A 19,809-nucleotide genomic window follows, 5' to 3' on the forward strand; every position below is an offset into this window, starting at 1 on the left:
GCGCATGATGCGCCGTCGGCCGCTTCTGCGTCGGGGCATCCCGCACCGGCGGCACCAACCGCGAGGAGACGGAGGAGCCCGGGACGATGGGAACTGCAGCATGGAGCGTCCGCTGCGCTCCTGAGCGCGCGGTCGAGCTCGTCGACGCAGCTCTGCGCGCAGCCGGGTGGCGCGAGGTCGAGCGCGACGGCGGAGAACCGCTTGGCGATGCACGGGGCGGCGGTTCCCGCGGCCCCGTCGGCATCTCCCGGGTCTTCGAGCGCGGACGGCTGGGACGCAGCGTGCTCATGGGCGGCCTCGCCGGAGGCGGACAGCACCTCGAGATGCGCATCGACGTGCGGCCGTCGGACGACGGAGCGAGCGGGGCGGCGCCCACCGCGGCGGGCGCCGCGCCGGCCCGCAGCGAGGTGCACTGCTCGTGGTCGGACGCGAGTCCCCGTGCCCTGGGCGGGATCCTGGGGGAGCGCCGAGCCCGCCGCACCATGGACTCGACCACCCGGAGCCTCCGCGTCGCGCTCGAGGACGCGGGCGTGCTGATCGCCTCCGCGCACTGACCAGGGGCCTGACGTCCGGAGCTCGCACGCGGCGCCGCTCGACGGCCGCCGCGTGCGCGCCGGGGCTCAGGCCTCGAGCGCCCGCATGATCCCGGGGAGGTCCTCGGCGAAGTTCTCGCGCCAGAGGGTCCAGTCGTGGGTGCGGCCCTTGTCCATGCGGTAGTCGTTCTCGATGCCCGCATCGCTCAGCGCGCCCGCGAACCGCTCCAGGTTGGGGTGCACGGGCCCCTCGATCACGTCCCCGCCGATCGTGTCCGCCTTCCGACGGATCTGGTCGAGCAGATCGCCGTGGCCCTGGAGGGCGGCGACGAAATCGATCCAGTTGCCGTCGCCGCTGCGGAGGAACACGCGCTTGCCGCGATAGCGCTCGATGTTCTCGATCGGGTCGTAGGTCGAGGCGATCGGCGGATCGATGGACGGGCCCCAGGTCGCGCCGGGGCCGTTCGCGGTGGCGGGGTACTTGCAGGCGTCGAAGATCGGGCAGGCGAGGATCGTGAAGGCGACGAGCTTGCCGTCGTCCGTGTCCAGGCGGCAGTCGCCGGGGCCCGAGTAGGAGCTGATCGAGGTGAAGAGGTCCTTGTACTTCTGCCCGAGCGCGAGCGCGCCCCAGCCGCCCATCGAGAGCCCGGCGATCGCCATGCGCGTCGGGTCGGTGCGGAAGCTGTCGTGCACGAAGCCCAGGACCTGCTCGATGATGAAGGTCTCCCACGCGGCCTCGCGTCCGGGCAGCGGTGCGTTCGCGTTGGAGTAGAACGAGCCGGCCCCGCCGTCGGGCATGACGACGATGACGTCCTGGTCCTCCGTGCGGGAGATCGCCTGACCGCCTCCGCCGCCGTCGCCGCCGGGCTCGCCGGTGTCGTCGGCGGACCACTGCGTGAAGTCTCCTCCGCGTCCGTGCAGCAGCAGGAGCACGGGATAGTCGCGGTCCGGCTCGTCGGCGTACCAGGCGGGGAGCGTCACGCGGAACGACGGCGGGAAGGTGCGGATCTTCGGCGCATGCACCCGGAAGTCGATCGAGCGCCATTCGGGGATGGCGACCGGGAAGCCCTCGGCGAACGTGAAGCCGTGGGACGCCGTGTACGCCGAGGGGTCGTAGGGGTCGCTCACGGCGGCCCGCGCGGCGGACGGCGCGGCGAGCGGCGCCGCCATCAGGCCTGTGGCAGCGGCGGTGCCCGCGAAGAGGGCACGACGGGAGGGGCGAGCAGCGGACGAGCGGTTCATCGGATCTCCTGTGATCGGTGCACGAGAAGCCGTGGCCGGGCCGGAGACCGCCGCGCGAGCGCACCGACGCCGTGCACCCGTCCGCTGCGGCCCGAAGAGCTCGCCGGAGGCACCGTCAGCCTGCACGCGCCCTGGACGAGGGCGCAAGGGTCACTGGTTGCCGCGGCGTGTCGGGATCGGCGGGCCCGGACCGGGATCGGGGCGAGGATCGGCGCCGGGATCGGCGGGCCGCGTCCCACCCAGGGGACGGTCCGTGCACCGAGGGGGCGGCGCGACCCTACGATGGTCACCACGTGGGAACGGAGCTGTGACGCAGACGCGCTGCCGCAGTCCCCGGCGGGAACGACGCCCGCACTCCACCCTGCAGCTCGACTGCACCCCACCACCATGAGACGAAGGAGTCGCGCGATGACCCTGCGCATCACCGTGTTCGGCGAGAACCGGCACGAGAAGGTCGACGAGAGAGTCCAGGAGCTCTACCCCGAGGGCATGCACACCACGATCGCGGGCGCGCTCACCAGCACGCTCGGCGCGCTCGGCGAGGACGTCGACGTGCGCGTCGCCCTGCTCGACGACATCGAGGAGTCCCTCAGCGAGGAGGTCCTCGCGAACACCGACGTCCTCACCTGGTGGGGCCACATGGCGCACCAGGACGTGCCCGACGAGGTCGCCGAGCGCGTGGTCCGCCACGTGCGCGAGGGCATGGGCTTCCTGCCTCTCCACTCCGCGCACTACTCCAAGCCGTTCCGCCTGCTCATGGGCACCACCTGCAACCTGCTGTGGCGCAACGACAACGACGAGGAGCGGGTGTGGACCGTGAGCGGCTCCCACCCGATCGCCCGCGGCGTGCCGCACCCGATCGTGATCCCCGGGCAGGAGATGTACGGGGAGATGTTCGACATCCCCGCGCCCGACGAGCAGGTCTTCATCTCCTCCTTCAGCGGGGGAGAGGTGTTCCGCTCGGGCTGCTGCTTCTACCGCGGCAAGGGACGCATCTTCTACTTCAGCCCCGGTGACCAGGAGTACCCCGTCTACCACCAGGCGGAGATCCAGCGCGTGCTCGCCAACGCCGCTCTCTGGGCCCGCCCCCAGGAGGACCGCGAGCGCGCCGCGGTCAAGATCGCCAACGCCCCGCGGGACTGGTTCCGCGAGGGCGCCCGCACCGCCGAGGGCGAGGAGATCACCCGTGTCATCTGATCTGCGCGAGAGTACAGCGGCCGATGGGACGCGCGCGGAGGCGAGCACCTCGGACGCCGTCGCCGACCCCAACGCCGCGATCGCGAACTCCGCGGGGCAGCGGCCCCTGCGGGCCGTCGTCGTCGGCGCGGGCGGGATGGGGAAGTGGTGGGCGCGCGTGATCGCCTCGAGCCCGGTGACGGAGCTCGTGGGCGTCGCCGACCTCGTCGAGGGCATGCCCGGGCAGTCCATCGCCCAATCGGGCGTCGAGGACCCCTCGGCCGTCGCCGTCGGCACCGACGGCGTGGACCTCGCCCTCGAGGTGGGGGCCGACATCCTCATCGACCCGACGGTCCCCGTCGCCCACCACCCGGTGACCCGCAAGGCCCTGCACGCGGGCATCCCGGTGCTCGGCGAGAAGCCGGTGACCGAGACGCTCCCGGAGGCGCTGAGCCTCATGGCCCACTCGGAGCTCACGGGAGTGCCGTTCATGGTCTCCCAGTCGCGCCGGTTCTTCCCGCAGGTGCGGGAGCTGCGGCGCTTCGTCGCCGAGCACGGGCCGACGATCCTCACCAGCGCCTTCTTCAGCCTGTTCACCGAGCACGAGGGCTTCCGCGCCACCCAGCAGAACCCGCTGCTGCGGGACATGGGCATCCACGCCTTCGACACGGCCCGCTACATCACCGGCACGGACCCGCTCGCGGTGACCGCTCACGGCACCAACCCGCAGTGGAGCGTGTACGCGGGCGACGCCACCGTGAGCTGCACCTTCGAGATGAGCGGCGGCTCCCTGTTCGTCTACAACGGCACCTGGAACGCGCGCGGCCTGCCGACCTACTGGAACAGCGAGTGGCGCATCGGGGCCGAGCAGGGCACGGCGACCTGGGACGGGAAGGGCGTGCCGCAGCTCGGCACCGAGGACGAGGAGCGGACCCGCTCCCTGCAGTCGGCGCTCGAGCAGGCGCTCGCCGAGCCCGAGCCCGACCAGATCGACGCCTCGATCATCGAGTTCGTGACCGCGCTCCGCGAAGGCCGCACCCCCATGTGCGAGGTGCACGAGAACATCCTCAGCTTCGCGATGGTCGAGGCCGCCGTCGCCTCCGTCGACCGCGGCACGCGCGTGGTGATCGACGAGCTGCTCGAGGAGGCGCGCACCGAGGCGATCGCCGCGGAGGACGATCCCGAGGCCCGCGACATCCTCCAGTCCTGGCCCAGCGTGCGCGAGGCGATCGCGCGGGGCTGAGGGCGAAGGAACCGTGCCCCGACATGCGAAAGGCCCCGTCACCGCAGGTGACGGGGCCTTTCCGCTGGTGCGCCTGGAGGGATTCGAACCCCCAACCTTCTGATCCGTAGTCAGATGCTCTATCCGTTAAGCTACAGGCGCTCGTCGGCGTGACCGACCTCAGTAATACTAGTCGGCACCGGTTCGCCGCGCCAATCGAGAGGCCGTGAGCCGCCTCACGGCCTCTCGAGGAGCGTCACGGGTGACCGCGCACCCGCGCGCCGAGCCTCAGTTCTGCGGCGGACGGCTCCACGGCTGCTCGCCGTCGGACCCCTGCCCCGGCTGCTGGCCCCAGGGCTGCTGACCCTGCGGGTTCTGCGGATCCTGCGGGGCCGGAGGCTGATTCCACGGCTGCTGGCCCTGCGGAGACTGGGGCGCCTGCTGACCGGGGGCCTGGCCCCACTGCTGGCCCTGCTGACCGGGAGCCTGGCTCCACTGCTGGCCCTGGCCTCCCTGCTGCGGGCCTTGACCCTGGCCCTGGCTCGGGTCCTGGCCGCCGCCAGGGTAGCCGGAGCCGCCGGGGTAGCCGGCGTTCCCGGCGTTCCCGCTGTTCCCGCCGAAGTCACCGCCGTTGCCGAAGCCGCCGTTGCCACCCGCCGGTCCGCCAAAGCCGCCGGGGCCCGCGCTGTTCTGGGCGTTGTTCCGGCGGCGCGAGCGCACCACGAAGAACACGATCAGCGCGATGATGATCAGCACGATCAGCAGCACGACGATCACGGCGACGATGAGGATGATCAGGCCCGCGCCGATGCCGCCGGCCTTCGCGGTGATGTCCACGCCCTTGCTCATGTCACCGGCGTCGGTGATCGTGACGGTCTTGCCGTCGACGGTGCCCACGTTGGACTCGATGACCTTGCCCGGGAAGGAGAAGGTGACCGTGAGGTCGAGGTCGCTCGCGCTGAAGCCGCTGCTCGAGGGATCGAAGGAGGAGTCCGGCGAGGTCTTCAGGTGCAGCTCGCCGTCGCTCTCGTCGATCGTGAAGCCCGACCCGAAGTCCTTCTTCTCGACGGTGCCGGAGATCTTGCAGCCCCACATGTCGTCCTCGGTGTAGGGCTCCCACTTCGCCTGGCCGAACTCGCCGGAGTCCTCGTCCTCGAGGCCCTTGCACAGCTCGTCGGCGGAGTTGAACTCGCTCTGGACATATGACTTCTCGACGGCCATGTCGAAGTCGAGGTCGTAGCTGTCAGCGCTGGTGATGTCGAAATCCGCGGTCACCCGTGCGCAGCCGGCCGCGAGCAGGAGGAGGGGAAGGAGGAGGAGCGCGGCGAGCCGTCGCCGCAGGGAGAGGGAGTGCATGGTGGCCCCGTTGTCGAAGGAGGTGGGCGGCGCGGCGACCCCGCGCCTGCGGGCCCCCGACCAGTGCGCTCGGTGCAGCCCGTTGCCCATACCCTAGATGCCCTCGTGCGGGAGCGCAGTGGGGAGAAGTACCCATCGGCCGGGGGAGCGGCGGAACCGCGTCGCGATCCGTCGGCGCAGGACGGCGACGTGCGTCGGCCCGACGTGCCGCCGGACCTACCGTCCGTCGGCCCGATGTGCCACTGGACTTACCGGTCGGAGGCGGAGGTGCCGGGAGGCATGGGCCGACCGAAGACCGGTGCGGCACACGGCCTCTTCGGCCGCACCGCGTTGCCCGAGGACTGCCGGCGCAGACGCCGCACCACCCACGGCCCGAAGTGCACGCGCGCCCAGTGCAGATCCTGCTGGCGGGCCTCGCGCCACGGCAGCGCGGTCGGGTCGCCCAGGTCATGGGGCTGCAGCGCGTGCTCGACGCCCAGGGTGTCCAGCACGTGCGCGGCGATCGTCAGATGCCCCTCGGGCGAGAAGTGCAGGCGGTCCTCGGCCCACATCCCCTCGTGCGTGAGCGAGCGCAGCGACCACAGGTCCACGACCGCGGCGCCGTGGCGCTGCGCGATCGCGCGCATGTTCTCGTTGTAGATCGCGGTGCGCCCGCGGATCAGGTGGAACACGGGCGTGGAGCCGACGTCGGGCCCGGTCCACAGGACGATGGTCGCGCCGGTCTCGGCGAGGCGGCCGACGGCCGTGTCCATCGCGGCGGCGATCTCGTCGGGGTCGCGTCCGCGGATCACGTCGTTGCCGCCGGCGAAGATGCTCACCAGGTCCGGCTCGAGCGCGACCGCCGGCTCGATCTGCTCGTCGATGATCTCCTGGTAGAGGCGCCCGCGGATCGCGAGGTTCGCGTACTCGAAGCCCGGGACCGAGCGGCCCAGCTCCTCGGCGACGCGGTCGGCCCAGCCGCGGTGGCCCCCGGGAGCGTCGGGATCGGGGTCGCCGATGCCCTCCGTGAAGGAGTCGCCGAGGGCGACGAAGCGGTGCCAGGGCTGAGCGGTTCCGGCACCGGCGGATCGTGCGGTGCCCGTCGATGCGGCACCGGTCGATGCGGCGCCGTGGTCCGGGAGCGGCGGGGGAGTGCTCACTTCCAGAACATGAGCGTCACGCCGCCCATGGCGAGCACGCCGAAGCCCACGAGCAGGTTCCAGTCACCGATCGGGAGCGGCAGCGTCGCGCTCGAGAGGTAGTAGGTGACCAGGTAGACCAGGCCCACGATGAGCAGGACCACCGCGACCGGGGCGATCCAGTTCGGGGTCACCGCGGGCGCGGCGACGCGGCGGCCGCGGCCCGTGCTCTCGGCGGCGGGCCGACGGCGCTCGGAGATCGCGTCCTTCGCCTTCTCATGGGTCTCGTCGGTCGAGGGCTTCTCCGCCGCGCCGCGCTTCGCGGGCTCGGCGCCCTTGGCGCGCTTCGCGGGGTCCGCGTTCTTCCGGTCGCGCTTGCTGCGCTGGGTTGCGGCCATGCGATGCTGCTCCGTTTCCGACGGGGGACGAGGTCAGGGGAGGTGACGAGGGGAGGGATGTCCGCCCCAGCGTATAAGGCGCGCCTGGACGGCGCGACCGGGGTGGCGCGGCCGGGGGCCCACGGGGTCCGGGTGCCGCCCGTCCGGCTCAGGACGGCGCAAGCAGCGGGGCGAGCCCCTGCGAGCGCTCGCGCGCGTCGACGCCGTCGCACAGCTCGAGGAACCGCGCGAGGATCAGGTGGCCGTGCTCGGTGAGCACCGACTCGGGGTGGAACTGCACGCCGTGCAGCGGGAGCTCTCGATGGGCGAGGCCCTGCACGACCCCGTCGGCCGTGCGGGCGGTGACCTCGAGGACGTCCGGCACCGTCTCCGGGACCACCGTCAGCGAGTGGTAGCGGGTGGCCGTGAACGGACTGGGCACGCCCGCGAAGACGCTCCTGCCCTCGTGCTCGACCACGCTCGTGCGCCCGTGCATGAGCTGCGGGGCGTGAGTCACCGTGCCGCCGAAGTACTGGCCGAGCGCCTGATGGCCCAGGCACACCCCGAGCATCGGCACCGTGCCGTCCGCACAGGCGCCGATCACGTCGAGGATGCGCCCCGCGGTCGACGGCGTCCCGGGGCCGGGGGAGACCAGCACGCCGTCGAACCCGCCCAGGTCGATCGCGCCGTCGGCGCCCTGCGGCACCTCGTCGTTGCGCACGACGGTCGTCGCCGCCCCCATCTGCTGGAGGTAGCCGACGATCGTGAAGACGAAGCTGTCGTAGTTGTCGACCACCAGGATCCGCGCGGTGGGCTCAGCCATTGTCGTCGCCCTGATCATCGCCCTGGTCGCCGTCATCGCCGTCCGACGGGGTCGGGCTGTCGCTGTCCGAGGGGGTGTCGGAGTCGCTCGGGGTGTCCGACGGGGTGTCCGTGGGGGTGTCCGACGGCGTCTCGGAGGTGGGGGTGTCCGAGGGCTCCTCGGTCTTCTCCGGTCCGGTGGAGACGTACACGGTCACGGTCGTCCCCGGCTCCACGGACGCGTTCGGCTTGGGATCGGTCTTGATGACCGTGTCCTTCGCGACGGAGTCGTCGGACTGGTAGGTGACCTTCACGCCGAGGTTCTTGGCGCCGAGGGTCTTGCGGGCCTCGGACTCCGTCTGGCCCACGACGTTGGGCATCGAGATGTTCCCGGGAGCCTTCGCGACCACGATCTGCACCGTGGAGCCGACCTCCGCGGTCTTCCCGTCGCCGCCCGTGGGCGTCTGGCCGGTGACCGTGCCCGGGTCCTCGTCGTCGGACTCCTTGGTCGTCGCGTCCACCTCGAAGCCCTGGTCCTCGAGGGTCTTGGTCGCGGTGTCCTCGTCGAGGCCGGTGACGTCCGGCAGCTCCGCATCGCCCGAGGCGAGGTTCACGGTGACCGTGTCCCCGGCCTCCGCGTTCGAGCCGGAGGCCGGGTCCTGGCCGACGACCGTGCCGGCCTTCTTGCCCGCGACGTCCTTGGGATCGCCGATCTCGATGCCGAGCCCCAGGTCGTCGAGCTTCTTCGTCGCCTCGTCGCGGTCCATGCCGGCGAGGTCGGGGACCTCGACCTGCTCGGGTCCGCTGGAGACGGCGACCTTCACGGCCGTGTGCTCGTCGACCTGCGTGTCGCCCTCGGGATCGGTCGAGATGACGTCGCCCTCGTCGACGTCGGAGCTCGCCTTCTTCTCGAAGGTGCCCGTGAGGCCCGCGCTCTCCAGCTCGGACTTCGCCTGGGCCTCGGTCATGCCGACGACCTGCGGGACCGCGACCTGCTTGGGGCCCGTGTTCCACGGCTGCCAGAGAGCCAGGGCCGCCGCGATCACGGCGAGCACGGCCACGATGATCAGCACGATCAGCCAGACGGGGCGCTTGGGCTTCTGCTCGAGCTCCTCGCCCGGCTCGTCGGCCGAGCCGGCGCCCTGCATGCCCGCACCCGCGGCACCTGCCGCACCGGCCCCGAGGGCTCCGGCCCCGGCAGCGGCCGCGACCGGCGCGCGATGGGTCTGCGTCGCTCCCGCGGCCGCGGGCAGCGCCTCGGTGCGGTCATCGACGGGGCTGAGCACCGTCGTCGCCTCCGCGTCGGAGGTGGGCTGCGGGTCCCCGGCCACGAGCTGCGGACGCCGGCCCGCGATCACCGAGGCGATGTCGCGCGCGAAGGCGGTGGCCGAGGGGTAGCGGGTCTCGCGGTCCTTGGCCAGACCGGTGAGGATCACCCGGTCCACGTCGGGCGTGATCGCGGGGTTGTACCGCGAGGGCGGGACCGGGGTCTCGCGCACGTGCTGGTAGGCGATCGAGACGGGGCTGTCGCCCGTGAACGGAGGGCGCCCCGTGACGAGCTCGTAGAAGACGCACGCGGCGGAGTAGATGTCGCTGCGCGCGTCGACGAGCTGTCCGCGGGCCTGCTCGGGGGAGAGGTACTGGGCGGTGCCCATGACCGCCTGGGTCTGGGTCATCCCGGTCGCGTCGGCCACCGCGCGGGCGATGCCGAAGTCCATGACCTTCACGTCGCCGTCGTCGGTGATCATGATGTTGCCGGGCTTGATGTCGCGGTGGACGATGCCCTGCTGGTGGGAGTACTCGAGCGCGGAGAGCAGCGCCTGCATGATCGTGGCCGCCTGGCCCACGTCCATCGGGTGCTCGGGGTCGACGTACTCGCGCAGGGTCTTTCCGCGCACGTACTCCATCACGATGTAGGGGATCGTGATCTCGTGCCCGGTGAAGTCCTTGGCGTGCTCCTCGCCGGTGTCGTACACGGCGACGATCGAGGGATGGTTCAGGCCGGCGGCGCTCTGCGCCTCGCGGCGGAAGCGCTCCTGGAAGTTCGTGTCGCGCGCGAGGTCGGTGCGCAGGATCTTCACCGCGACGGTGCGATGCAGACGGCGGTCCTCCGCCAGGTGCACGTCGGCCATGCCGCCGTGCCCGAGAGCCTTGCCCAGGGCGTAGCGCCCGGACAGAATCAGGTTCTCTTCGCTCACTGTCCTACCGTCCTCGTCAAGTCGCCGATCTGGGGCGACGCGAACATCGTACGTGCATGTGCCGCGTGCGCGGCCTCGCCGCTCAGGAAGCCGCTGGGGATGATGCCCACACCCATCCCGATCGCGACGGCCGCCACCACGACCACGATCAGCAGCAGCACGAAGCCGGGCACCGTGAACGGGCCGATCCGCGCACCGGTGCTCGTGGACCGCGCGGTGCGGCCCGAGGGCACCGTGGAGATCCCACCGCCCGCGCCGTCGGCCGAGGTCGATCCCGCGGCAGTCGCGTTCCCGGTCCCGGCACCGGTGCCGGTGCCAGGGGCCGGCGAGGATCCCGGGGCGCCGGCGGGGGAGCCGACGGACGCGGGGGAGCCGGGACCCGAGAGCCGGGAGGCGCTCGACGTGCGCGAGAAGCCCGCGGCGGGCATCGCCGCGCGGGCGCCCGCCCCGCGAGCGCCCGATCCTCCGGTCTCGGAGGCCGACGGCGCCGAGGCGCCCGAGAGGGCCGACGGGCCCGAGGTCCCCGAGCGATGGCGGATCCCGCGCCGGCGGTGCGTGCGCGGCAGCGGCATCGCCGCGGTGCGCGTGCCCACGGGAGACGCCGACGGCTTCCCGGAGCCCGCGCGGTTCTCCCCGGTCGACCCGGAAGACGCGGAGGCGCCCGAGGCCGCCGAGGCGCCGGAGGCCGCGGCGCCCGCGGGAATCGCGCCGGTCGTGAAGCGCGGCTCCTCGCCGCGCTGGATCGACTCGAGGATGCGGGCGACCGCCGCCGCCGAGCGGGGACGGTTCGCCGGGGCCTTCGCGAGCAGCATCATCACCAGGTGCCGCAGGTCCGGGTTCACCGACTCCGGCAGGGCCGGCGGCTGCTTCTTCACCTGCGCCATGGCGATCTCGACCTGGCTGGCGCCGGTGAAGGGGCGATGCCCCACGAGCATCTCGTAGGCGACGATCCCGAGGGCGTACAGATCCGAGAGCGAGGTGGCCTGCTTGCCCATCGCCTGCTCGGGGGAGAGGTACTGGGCAGTGCCCATCACGAGCCCGGTCTTGGTCAGCCGCGCCTGGTCCTGGCTGCGGGCGATCCCGAAGTCGGTGATCTTCATGTGCCAGTCGTCGGCGTCGTCCACGAGGATGTTCTCGGGCTTCACGTCGCGGTGGACCACGCCCTTGGCGTGGGCGGCGTCGAGCGCGCGGGCGAGGTCGATGAGCACCGAGACCACGCGGTCCTCGGGGAGGCCGTCGGGGTGCTCCTCGATGATCTCCGAGAGCGGCCGCCCCTTGCACAGCTCCATGACGATGTAGGCGCGGCCGTCGATCTCGCCGTAGTCGTACAGCGCGGCGATCGTGTCGTGGCTGAGCGAGGCGGTGTGGCGCGCCTCGGCGCGGAAGCGCTTGAGGAAGCCCTCGTCGAAGGCGTACTCCTCGCGCAGCACCTTGACCGCCGTCTCGCGGTCGAGGTCCTGGTCCCAGCCCTTCCACACCTCTCCCATGCCGCCCGTGGCGATCAGGGAGTCCAGGCGGTAGCGCCCCTCCAGCACCAGTCCCTTGCCGGTCCTCACTGCGAGACCACCGCCTTCATCACATCGCGCGCGATCGGTGCCGCGACATCCGCTCCGTAGCCGCCCTCCTCGACGACCACGGCCACGGCGACCTTCTTGTCGCCGCTGTCGGCGTAGCCGACGAACCACGAGTGCGGGGTGCGGCCGTCGCCCCACTCGGCCGTGCCCGTCTTGCCGCCGACCTCGACGCCGTCGATCTTCGCGGCGGTGCCGGTGCCGTCCTCGACGGTGGAGACCATCATCTCGCGCATCTGCGCGGCGTTCGAGGCGCTCAGCGGCTGCGAGTACTGCTCGGCCGAGAACGACGAGATCACCGACTGGTCGCGGGTGCGGACCTCGTCGACGAGCTGCGGGGTCATCACCTTGCCGTCGTTGTCCATCGCCGAGGCCACCATGGCCATCTGCAGGGGCGTCACGCGGTCCTCGTACTGGCCGATCGAGCTCGTGGCCAGCTGCGCGTCGTTGAGGTCGTCGCCCATCGACGAGGGCGTGACCGACAGCGGGATCTCCAGGCGGTCGCCGAAGCCGAACTCCTGGGCCTTCTTGCGCACCGCGTCCTGGCCCAGCTCGATGCCGAGCTTCGCGAACGAGGTGTTGCAGGACTGCTGCAGGGCCTCGGACAGGGTCGAGGAGTCGTCCGCCCCGCAGGCCGTGTTCCCCTGGTTGGGGTGGTTGTACAGGGTGCTCTGGGTGTCCGGCAGTGTGAACGAACCGGGGCCGGGGATGCTCGTGTCCTTCGTGTAGTCGCCGCTGTCCAGGGCGGCGGACGCGACGATGAGCTTGAAGGTCGAGCCGGGCGGGTAGAGATCGCCGGCGATCGCGCGGTTGGACAGGGGCCGGTCCGGATCGTCGTTCAGCTCGCTCCAGGCGGCCTCGGCCTTCTTCGCGGAATGGGTCGCCAGGGTGTTGGGGTCGTAGCTCGGGGCCGAGACCATCGCGAGCACCTTGCCGGTCTCGGGGTCGAGCGCGACGGCGGCGCCGCGGCGACCCTCGAGCGCCTTCGCGGCCGCCTCCTGGGCGTCCGGGTCGATCGTCAGCGCGACGGTCGCGCCCTGCGGGTCGCGCCCGGAGATGGTGTCCGTCAGGCGCTGGTAGAAGAGCGCGTCGGACTCCCCGGAGAGCGTGTCGTTGAGCGACTTCTCGAGCCCGCTGAATCCGTACTGCACGGAGTAGTAGCCCGTGAGCGGGGCGTACAGCGAGCCGGGATCGTAGGTGCGCTGGTAGCCGTAGGCGTCGTCGGTCGCATGGGACTCGGCGATCGGCTCGCCGCCCACCACGATCGGTCCGCGGTGACGGTCGTACTGGGCGTAGACCGTGCGGTAGTTGTGGCTGTTCGCGTTCAGCGACTTCGCATCGATCACCTGGAAGTAGGTGGTCGAGCCGAAGAGCAGCACGAACAGCACGCCGACCACCAGCCAGACATGGCGCAGGGGCTTGTTCACGACATCGCCTCCTGTGCTCGCTGCGGCTCGCCGCTGTCCTTCGGACCCTTCTGCCGGCGCGCCGGCGCGCCCTCGCCGTCCAGGCGGCGGGCCGCGGGCCGACGGGCGGCGTCGGACATCCTCACCAGCAGCGCCACGATGATCCAGTTGCACACGAGCGAGCTGCCGCCCGAGGCGAGGAAGGGGAGGGTGAGGCCGGTCAGGGGGATCACGCGGGTGATGCCGCCGACGACCACGAACACCTGGAGGGCGAGCACGAAGCCGAGCCCAGCGGCGAGCAGCGTCCCGAAGCCGTCGGAGATGCCGACGGCCGCGCGCATCGCCCGCTGGACCAGCAGGATGTAGAGCAGGAGCACCGCGAAGGCGCCCACCATGCCGAGCTCCTCGGCGAGGGTGGAGTAGATGAAGTCGCTGTGCCCGAAGGGCACCATGTCGGGCCGGCCCCCGCCGGGGCCCTTGCCCACGAGCCCGCCCGAGGCCATGCCGAACAGGCCGCGCGCGATCTGCTCGCAGGCGCCGTAGTTCTCGCTGCTCAGCGGGTCCAGCCAGCACGTGAAGCGGGTGCGCACGTGCCCCAGCAGGGTCGCGGCGAAGATCGCAGGGGGCACGAACATCACGGCGCCGATCACGAGCCAGCTCAGGCGGTCGGTCGCGACGTAGAGCATGGCCACGAACAGGCCGAAGAACATCAGCGCCGTGCCCAGGTCGGTCTCGAACACGAGGATCGCGATGCAGAAGGCCCATGCCGCGAGGATCGGCCCGAAGTCCGACCAGCGGGGCAGGTGGATGCCCAGCACCTTGGGCCCGGCGAGGGCGAGGGTGTCGCGGCGGGAGACCAGGTAGCCGGCGAAGAAGATCGCGATGCAGATCTTCGCGAGCTCCGCCGGCTGGAAGGAGTAGCCGGCGATCCTGATCCAGATCTTCGAGCCGTACTGCTCGTCGGTGAGGAACGGGACCAGGGGCAGCAGCAGGAGCACCGCCCCGCTGACCGCGAAGATCCACATGTAGCGGCGCAGGATCCGGTGGTCGCGGATCATCATGAGCACGACCACGGCCAGGATCGCGCCGATCACCGTCCACAGCTGCTGGCGCGAGGCGTAGGACGCGGTGGTGCCGATGTACTTCGTGACCGCGGTGTCGTAGCTGAAGATCATGGCGACGCCGATGCCGTTCAGCAGCACCGCGATCGGCAGGATCACCGGATCCGCGTACGGCGCGCGCCACATCACCGCGATCTGGAGGACCAGCACGATCACGCCGGCGCCGATCGCGACCGCGGGCAGGGCGTCGGGGATCTCCCCGTGGCGGCCCAGGCCCACGAGCGCGTAGGTGAGCACGCCGAGCCCCGCGGCGATCAGCAGCAGAAGCGCCTGCAGGAAGCGGCGCGGACGGGCGGTGTAGGAGACGACGGTGACCATCAGTCCCCCTCGTCGGCCGTGGAGGACGGGGACGTGCTGCTCGCGTCGTCCGCCGGCGGGGTCGGGCCCTCTGTCGGCGTCGTGGGCAGGGTGGTCGCGGTCTGCGACTCCAGGCGGTCCACGATCTCCTGGGCGTCGGCGAGGTCGTCGGCCGGGATCGTCGAGGTGACCTGCTGCTGGGTGATCGAGGGCAGGGAGTCCACGGGCACGTCGGTGACCTCGACCGGGTCGGAGAGCGAGACCGGTCCGAGGTCCTGCGAGATGCCGCGGTAGATGACGACGCTGTCGCCGTCGGTCCCCACGTAGTACTGCTTCTGCGACCACGTGTACCCGGCCCACAGGGCGCCCGCGAGCACGGCGACCACGAGCACGAGCGTCACCAGCGCCGGCCAGGGGCCGCGGCGCGGCGGCTCCTCCTCGAAGTCCTCGTCGGAGTAGGGCGGCTCGGGGCTCTCGACGCGGGTCAGCGCGGCGGCGCGCGCGGCCGGTCCCGAGGCGCTCGTGGGCTGGTTGCGGGTGCGCGCGGCCGACCCCACGATGAGCGGGCTCGTGGAGGGCGACTCGGCGCTGCGGGGGAGGTCGTCGAGATCCACGACGTCGGCGATGATGCAGGTGATGTTGTCCGGCCCGCCGCCCTTGAGGGCGAGCTGGATGAGGGCCTCGGCGCACTCGTCGGGATCCTCGACGCCGTCCATCGTCGCGTGGATCGTCTCGAGCGAGACCAGGCCCGAGAGGCCGTCGGAGCACAGCATCCAGCGATCGCCCACGCGGGCCGAGCGCATCGAGAGGTCGAGCTCCGGGTCCGCGTCCACGTCGCCGAGCACGCGCATGAGCACCGAGCGCTGCGGGTGGCGCTCGGCCTCCTCGCTGGTGAGCCTGCCCTCGTCCATGAGGCGCTGGACGAACGTGTGGTCCTTGGTGACCTGCACGGTCTCGTCGTCGCGCAGCAGGTAGGCGCGCGAGTCGCCGATGTGGGCGAGCGCGAAGCGCCCCTCCGCGCGCAGCAGCGCGGTGACCGTCGTGCCCATGCCCGCGAGCTGCGGCTCCTCGCGCGCACGGCGCAGGATCAGCTGGTTGGCCTCGAGGATCGTCTCCTCGAGGCTCGCCACGAGGTCCGAGGCGGGGGTGTCCGTGTCCAGCTGGGCGAGACGGCCCACGGCGATCGACGAGGCGACGTCGCCGCCCGCGTGGCCGCCCATGCCGTCGGCCACCATCAGCAGGTGGCTGCCCGCGTACCCGGAGTCCTGGTTGTTCGAGCGCACCAGGCCGACGTCGGAGCGGGCCGCGTAGCGCAGGGCGATGGTCATCGGGGGCCTCGCCTCAGCTCGATCTCGGTGCGGCCGATCCGCACCTGAGCGCCGGGGCGGAAGGGCACGGCGCCCTCGATCTTCTTCCCCGACAGCAGGGTGCCGTTGGTCGAGCCGAGATCCTCGACCATCCACTCGTCGTCCTGCGGGAAGACGCGCGCATGGCGGTTGGAGGCGTAGTCGTCGTCGAGAACGAGCGTGCACTCGGGGGCGCGCCCGATGAGCACGGGCGTGCGGCCGAGGGTGAGGGTCGTCCCGCGCAGCGGGCCGGCCGTGACCACGAGCGCGGTCGAGATCACCGAGGGATCGGTGCGCAGCGAGGCCGCCTGGGCGGGATCGGCCGACGGGCGCTGCTCGCGCCGCGGGTCCGGCTTCGTGCCGCGGTTCACGACCGTCGTGCCGAAGAGGTCGTTGCGCAGGATCAGCAGCACCGCGACGACGAAGAGCCAGAGCCCCAGCACCAGCGCGACGCGCAGGACGAGGATCGTCAGTTCGCTCATGCGGCGCTCACCAGGTCGCCGGCGTCGGCGCGGGCGCGGGCAGGATCACGGTGAGGCGGGTGCGACCGATCCGGATCGACGAGCGGTCCTGCAGGGTCACGGGCGTGCGGATGCGCTCGCCGTCGACGAAGGTGCCGTTGGTCGAGCCCAGGTCGGTGGCCATGAGGGAGGCGCCGTCGGCCCGCAGCTCGAGGTGGTGGCGGGAGACGCCGGTGTCGTCGAGGATGATGTCCGCGTCGCCGCCGCGGCCGATCACGGTGACCGGGCCGGTCAGCAGGTACTGCTGGTCGTCGATCTCGACGATGGGGTGGCCGGGGCCGGCGGCCTGCTCGGCGCCGGTGGCGGGCGCGACCGTGCCGCGCTCGGTGCGCGACTCGGTCTCGAAGCGGCCGGGGCGCACCTCGTCGTCCTCCTCGAGGGAGACGCTCACGCCGCCCACGAACACGTAGCGGTTCTTCTCCGCGTGCTCGAGGATCACGCGCTCCATCTCCTCGAGCAGCGTCTCCTCCCACGAGGAGAAGCGCTCATGATCCGCCGAGTTCAGGTAGATCGTGAAGACGTTCGGGGCGATGGTGCGCGTGCGGTCGAGGACCTGGATCTGGTCGTCGCACTCGCGCTTGAGCCCCTGGGCGAGGTCGAGCGGCTTGAGCTGCCCGCGGCCGGACGTGAAGACGCTCGTGACGCCGCGGTCCAGTCCGCGCTCGATCCGATCCAAGATCCCCACGGTCGATCCTCCGCTGTCGAGACGGTGTGGTGCTGGTCGATCGTATCGTGCCATCACCGTGCGACTGCGATCAGGGGGAGGGGAGGTCGGGGACGAGGTGTGCAGGTCGTGTGGAGGCGCACCTCGCCCCCCGCTCTTCGAGGGGCCGGCCGGAGGGGTCTCAGTGCACGAGCACCCGGCGCCCCTTCTTCATCCAGCCGCCCTTCCAGAGCATGTCGGTCGCGGCCACCGAGAGGCGGCTGCAGCCGTGGGAGGCGGGGTAGGGCGGGATCGAGGTGGCGCCGTGGATGGCCCAGCCGCGGTCGTAGTAGCCCGGTCGGTACAGCCTGCCCAGCGGCGCCGTCTGCCAGCCGCTCGAGGGGAAGCTGTACATCCTGAAGTCCCCGCTCGGCGTGGTCGCGGTCTTCCAGCGCCCGCCCGAGTAGTACTTCTTCCCCGAGGCGGTCGAGGTGTTGAGGACGTACTTCAGCGTGCCGCCGCTGATGCAGTAGAGCAGCTGCTTCTTCTTGTCGACCTCGAAGGCCGTGCCCGAGGCGATGCGCGGCTTCGGGCGGGTGCCCTTCTTCAGCGCGGCGCGGGACTTCGCCCCGAACACGCCGTCCTTGGCGAGGCCCGCGGCCTTCTGCAGGGCGTAGACGGCCTGCGTGGTGGTGGCCCCGAAGCTGCCGTCGGCGCTGCCGCACCAGTAGCCGCGTGCGGCGAGATCCTTCTGCATGGTCTTCACGGCGCTCCCGCGATCGCCCGGATGCAGCACCGGGTCCTTCGCGGAGGCGGGGGACGTGCCCAGGGCCAGGGAGCCGGCGAGCACGGGCGCGCCGACGAGCAGGGCCCGACGGGTGGTCACGGGAGGGGTGGCGAGTCGGGTCATCTGTCTCTCTCCTTGTAAGAGACGGCGCGGGGGGCCACCGTGGGTGCGATGTCGCGATATGCGCGACATGTCCGATGGGCGGACGCGCCTCAGCCTGCCATAGGTCAAGAAAAAGTAAAAGGGAAGTCAAGGAGGTGGCGCTTGACGTGGGCGGGGACCGGCGCAGACGGCGTGGAGGACGGGGGGAGCGAGCGCGTGGGGGAGCGGGAGCGCATGTGGGAACCTGGGACCGTGGACGACCTCCTCGCACCCTTCTCCTTCCCCTGCGCCCTCGGCGTCGCGGGCACCGGGGGCACTCTGCTGACCGCGGGCGACGCCGCGCGCGTGCACCCGCTCGCGAGCGTCTCGAAGCCGATCACCGCGTTCGGCGCGCTGATCGCCGTCGACCGCGCGCTGCTCGACCTCGAGGCGCCCGTCGGCCCCGAGGAGACGCGGGGAGCGCTGGCCGGCGGAGCGGACGCCGAGGTCCCCGAGGGCGCCACGATCCGCCACCTGCTCGCCCACACCGCCGGCTTCGCCTTCGACACCGGGGCCCTGCTCGCCGCGCCCGGCTCCCGCCGCATCTACTCCAACACCGGCTTCGAGGTGCTCGGCCGGACGCTCGAGGAGGCGACCGGCACGGACCTCGAGACCTGGCTCGAGGACGAGGTCTGCGGGCCGCTCGGCCTGCGCGACCTCGAGGCATCGGGCTCGCCGGCCGCGGGCTTCCGCGCGAGCGTCCAGGACCTCCTGCTCGTCGGCGGCGAGATGCTCGCCCCCACCCTCGTCGGCCCCGAGCTCTGGCGGGAGGCCACGGGCGTGCAGTTCCCGGGCCTGCCCGGGGTGCTGCCCGGGTACGGGCGCCAGAAGCACAACGACTGGGGGCTCGGCCTCGAGATCCGCGACCACAAGAGCCCGCACTGGACGGGGGAGCGCAGCGGGCCCGCGAGCTTCGGCCACTTCGGCCAGTCCGGCTCCTTCCTGCTCCTGGACCCCGACCGCGGGCTCGCCCTCGCCTTCCTCGGCGACGAGCCGTTCGGCCCCGCCCACGTCGCGCACTGGCCCGCGCTGATCGACGCCGTGCTCGCGCGGCACGACGCGGGGGAGCTGGGCGCGTGAGCGGAGGGCCCGTGGCCGGGCGGACCCTTGGGGCCGACGGTCTCGGCGTGCTCGACGCGTTCGGCTTCGAGGCCGCCGCGATCGTGCTCGGCCCCGAGGGAGTGCGCGCGAGCGGGGGCGACCTCGAGAAGGTGCGCCCCCTGCGCTCGGTGAGCAAGACGCTCACCGGGTTCGCGTGCGCGATCGCCCTCGAGCGCGGCGCGGTCGCGCTGACGGACCCCGTCGGCCCCGAGGGGTCGACCCTGCGGCACCTGCTCTGCCACGCCTCCGGCCTCTTCTACGAGTCCGACCGCGTGCTGCAGGAGCCGGGGAAGCGGCGCCACTACTCCAACCGCGGGATCGACGTGGCCGCGCTGCACGTCGCGCGCGCCGTCGGCCGGGACTTCGAGGACTGGGTCTCGGGCGAGATCGCCGAGCCGCTCGGCATGGAACGCCTGAGCTGGGACGGTCCGCCGTCCGTGGGTGCCTTCGCCCCGCTCGCGGACCTCGCCCTCCTCGCCCTCGAGCTGCTGCGGCCGACGCTGCTGGGCCCCGAGGTGTTCGCGCAGATGACCACGCCGCAGCTGCCCGAGCTGGTCGGCATCATGCCGGGGTTCGGCAAGCAGGACCCCAACCCCTTCGGACTCGGGTTCGAGGTGCGCGGCGCCAAGAGCCCCCACTGGACCGGGACCACGAGCAGCCCCGAGACCTTCGGGCACTTCGGCATGCTCGGCACCGCCCTGTGGGTCGACCCGGTCGCCGACCTCGCCGCCGTCATCGGCACCGACCACGAGTTCTGCGACAGCCACCGCGAGCTGCTCCCGCGCCTGAGCGACGACATCCTCGCGCGCTGGGCCCCGCCCGCCCGCTGACACCGCCTTCCGGATAGTCTCG

The 19,809-nt window shown here is 72.0% G+C and carries 18 protein-coding genes and 1 tRNA gene; 5 read left to right on the forward strand and 14 right to left on the reverse strand.

What is annotated here, in order from left to right:
* The first annotated feature begins 86 nt into the window (after window positions 1–86).
* Entirely contained in the window at window positions 87–554 is a 468-nt protein-coding gene (locus ACFQ53_RS14640) for a hypothetical protein (RefSeq protein ID WP_377860917.1), read from the forward strand.
* A 66-nt stretch (window positions 555–620) separates the two neighbouring features.
* Here ACFQ53_RS14640 and ACFQ53_RS14645 read toward each other — a convergent pair whose 3' ends face one another.
* Window positions 621–1,775 carry an alpha/beta hydrolase gene (locus ACFQ53_RS14645; RefSeq protein WP_377860919.1) on the reverse strand — a complete coding sequence of 385 codons (1,155 nt, stop codon included), beginning with the start codon at window positions 1,773–1,775 and terminating at the stop codon, window positions 621–623.
* Between the two features lie 408 nt (window positions 1,776–2,183).
* Between ACFQ53_RS14645 and ACFQ53_RS14650 the strand changes: the two genes are divergently transcribed.
* Together ACFQ53_RS14650 and ACFQ53_RS14655 are read left to right on the forward strand one after the other, a co-directional pair.
* Window positions 2,184–2,972: a ThuA domain-containing protein gene (locus ACFQ53_RS14650; RefSeq protein WP_239205391.1), complete on the forward strand. Its 789-nt coding sequence runs from the start codon at window positions 2,184–2,186 to the stop codon at window positions 2,970–2,972.
* A complete protein-coding gene (locus ACFQ53_RS14655) occupies window positions 2,962–4,194 on the forward strand; it encodes a Gfo/Idh/MocA family protein (protein ID WP_377860921.1) in 1,233 nt (410 codons plus the stop codon). The genes ACFQ53_RS14650 and ACFQ53_RS14655 overlap by 11 nt, the downstream gene beginning before the upstream one ends.
* Window positions 4,195–4,259: 65 nt before the next feature.
* On the opposite strand, the gene ACFQ53_RS14660 is transcribed toward ACFQ53_RS14655, so the two are convergent.
* The 13 genes from ACFQ53_RS14660 to ACFQ53_RS14720 all read right to left on the reverse strand — a co-directional run bounded on the left by ACFQ53_RS14660 (window position 4,260) and on the right by ACFQ53_RS14720 (window position 17,838).
* Window positions 4,260–4,335 (reverse strand) — tRNA-Arg (locus ACFQ53_RS14660).
* Between the two features lie 126 nt (window positions 4,336–4,461).
* The gene (locus ACFQ53_RS14665) at window positions 4,462–5,529 is read right to left on the reverse strand and encodes an LppM family (lipo)protein (RefSeq protein ID WP_377860923.1); all 1,068 of its coding nucleotides are present in this window, start codon (window positions 5,527–5,529) and stop codon (window positions 4,462–4,464) included.
* A gap of 248 nt (window positions 5,530–5,777) precedes the next feature.
* Entirely contained in the window at window positions 5,778–6,668 is an 891-nt protein-coding gene (locus ACFQ53_RS14670) for an SGNH/GDSL hydrolase family protein (protein ID WP_377860925.1), read from the reverse strand.
* Window positions 6,665–7,045 (reverse strand): cell division protein CrgA, encoded by a 381-nt coding sequence (locus tag ACFQ53_RS14675; RefSeq protein ID WP_377860927.1) that lies wholly within the window; start codon window positions 7,043–7,045, stop codon window positions 6,665–6,667. Before ACFQ53_RS14675 ends, ACFQ53_RS14670 begins: the two co-directional genes overlap by 4 nt.
* Window positions 7,046–7,193: 148 nt before the next feature.
* Window positions 7,194–7,847, reverse strand: coding sequence for an anthranilate synthase component II (locus ACFQ53_RS14680; RefSeq protein WP_377860929.1), 654 nt, complete (start codon window positions 7,845–7,847; stop codon window positions 7,194–7,196).
* Window positions 7,840–10,023: a Stk1 family PASTA domain-containing Ser/Thr kinase gene (pknB, locus tag ACFQ53_RS14685; protein WP_377860931.1), complete on the reverse strand. Its 2,184-nt coding sequence runs from the start codon at window positions 10,021–10,023 to the stop codon at window positions 7,840–7,842. The genes ACFQ53_RS14680 and pknB overlap by 8 nt, the downstream gene beginning before the upstream one ends.
* Window positions 10,020–11,579 (reverse strand): protein kinase, encoded by a 1,560-nt coding sequence (locus ACFQ53_RS14690; RefSeq protein ID WP_377860933.1) that lies wholly within the window; start codon window positions 11,577–11,579, stop codon window positions 10,020–10,022. Before ACFQ53_RS14690 ends, pknB begins: the two co-directional genes overlap by 4 nt.
* The gene (locus tag ACFQ53_RS14695; protein WP_239205375.1) at window positions 11,576–13,021 is read right to left on the reverse strand and encodes a penicillin-binding protein 2; all 1,446 of its coding nucleotides are present in this window, start codon (window positions 13,019–13,021) and stop codon (window positions 11,576–11,578) included. The genes ACFQ53_RS14690 and ACFQ53_RS14695 overlap by 4 nt, the downstream gene beginning before the upstream one ends.
* Window positions 13,018–14,439 (reverse strand): FtsW/RodA/SpoVE family cell cycle protein, encoded by a 1,422-nt coding sequence (locus tag ACFQ53_RS14700; protein ID WP_377860936.1) that lies wholly within the window; start codon window positions 14,437–14,439, stop codon window positions 13,018–13,020. The genes ACFQ53_RS14695 and ACFQ53_RS14700 overlap by 4 nt, the downstream gene beginning before the upstream one ends.
* Window positions 14,439–15,746 carry a Stp1/IreP family PP2C-type Ser/Thr phosphatase gene (locus tag ACFQ53_RS14705; protein ID WP_377860938.1) on the reverse strand — a complete coding sequence of 436 codons (1,308 nt, stop codon included), beginning with the start codon at window positions 15,744–15,746 and terminating at the stop codon, window positions 14,439–14,441. The genes ACFQ53_RS14700 and ACFQ53_RS14705 overlap by 1 nt, the downstream gene beginning before the upstream one ends.
* The gene (locus ACFQ53_RS14710; RefSeq protein ID WP_200502629.1) at window positions 15,743–16,246 is read right to left on the reverse strand and encodes an FHA domain-containing protein; all 504 of its coding nucleotides are present in this window, start codon (window positions 16,244–16,246) and stop codon (window positions 15,743–15,745) included. Before ACFQ53_RS14710 ends, ACFQ53_RS14705 begins: the two co-directional genes overlap by 4 nt.
* A gap of 7 nt (window positions 16,247–16,253) precedes the next feature.
* On the reverse strand, window positions 16,254–16,970 hold the full coding sequence (locus ACFQ53_RS14715) for an FhaA domain-containing protein (protein WP_377860940.1): 717 nt from the start codon (window positions 16,968–16,970) through the stop codon (window positions 16,254–16,256).
* Window positions 16,971–17,130: 160 nt separating this feature from the next.
* Window positions 17,131–17,838, reverse strand: a complete 708-nt coding sequence (locus ACFQ53_RS14720) for a peptidoglycan-binding protein (protein WP_377860942.1) — start codon at window positions 17,836–17,838, stop codon at window positions 17,131–17,133.
* Window positions 17,839–18,069: 231 nt separating this feature from the next.
* Between ACFQ53_RS14720 and ACFQ53_RS14725 the strand changes: the two genes are divergently transcribed.
* Both ACFQ53_RS14725 and ACFQ53_RS14730 read left to right on the forward strand, forming a co-directional pair.
* Window positions 18,070–18,936, forward strand: coding sequence for a serine hydrolase domain-containing protein (locus tag ACFQ53_RS14725; RefSeq protein ID WP_377860944.1), 867 nt, complete (start codon window positions 18,070–18,072; stop codon window positions 18,934–18,936).
* Window positions 18,937–18,983: 47 nt separating this feature from the next.
* Window positions 18,984–19,787, forward strand: coding sequence for a serine hydrolase domain-containing protein (locus tag ACFQ53_RS14730; protein WP_377860946.1), 804 nt, complete (start codon window positions 18,984–18,986; stop codon window positions 19,785–19,787).
* The last annotated feature ends 22 nt before the right edge of the window (window positions 19,788–19,809 follow it).

This window comes from Brachybacterium sp. NPDC056505, assembly GCF_042794925.1.
Taxonomy (GTDB): Bacteria; Actinomycetota; Actinomycetes; order Actinomycetales; family Dermabacteraceae; genus Brachybacterium; species Brachybacterium kimchii.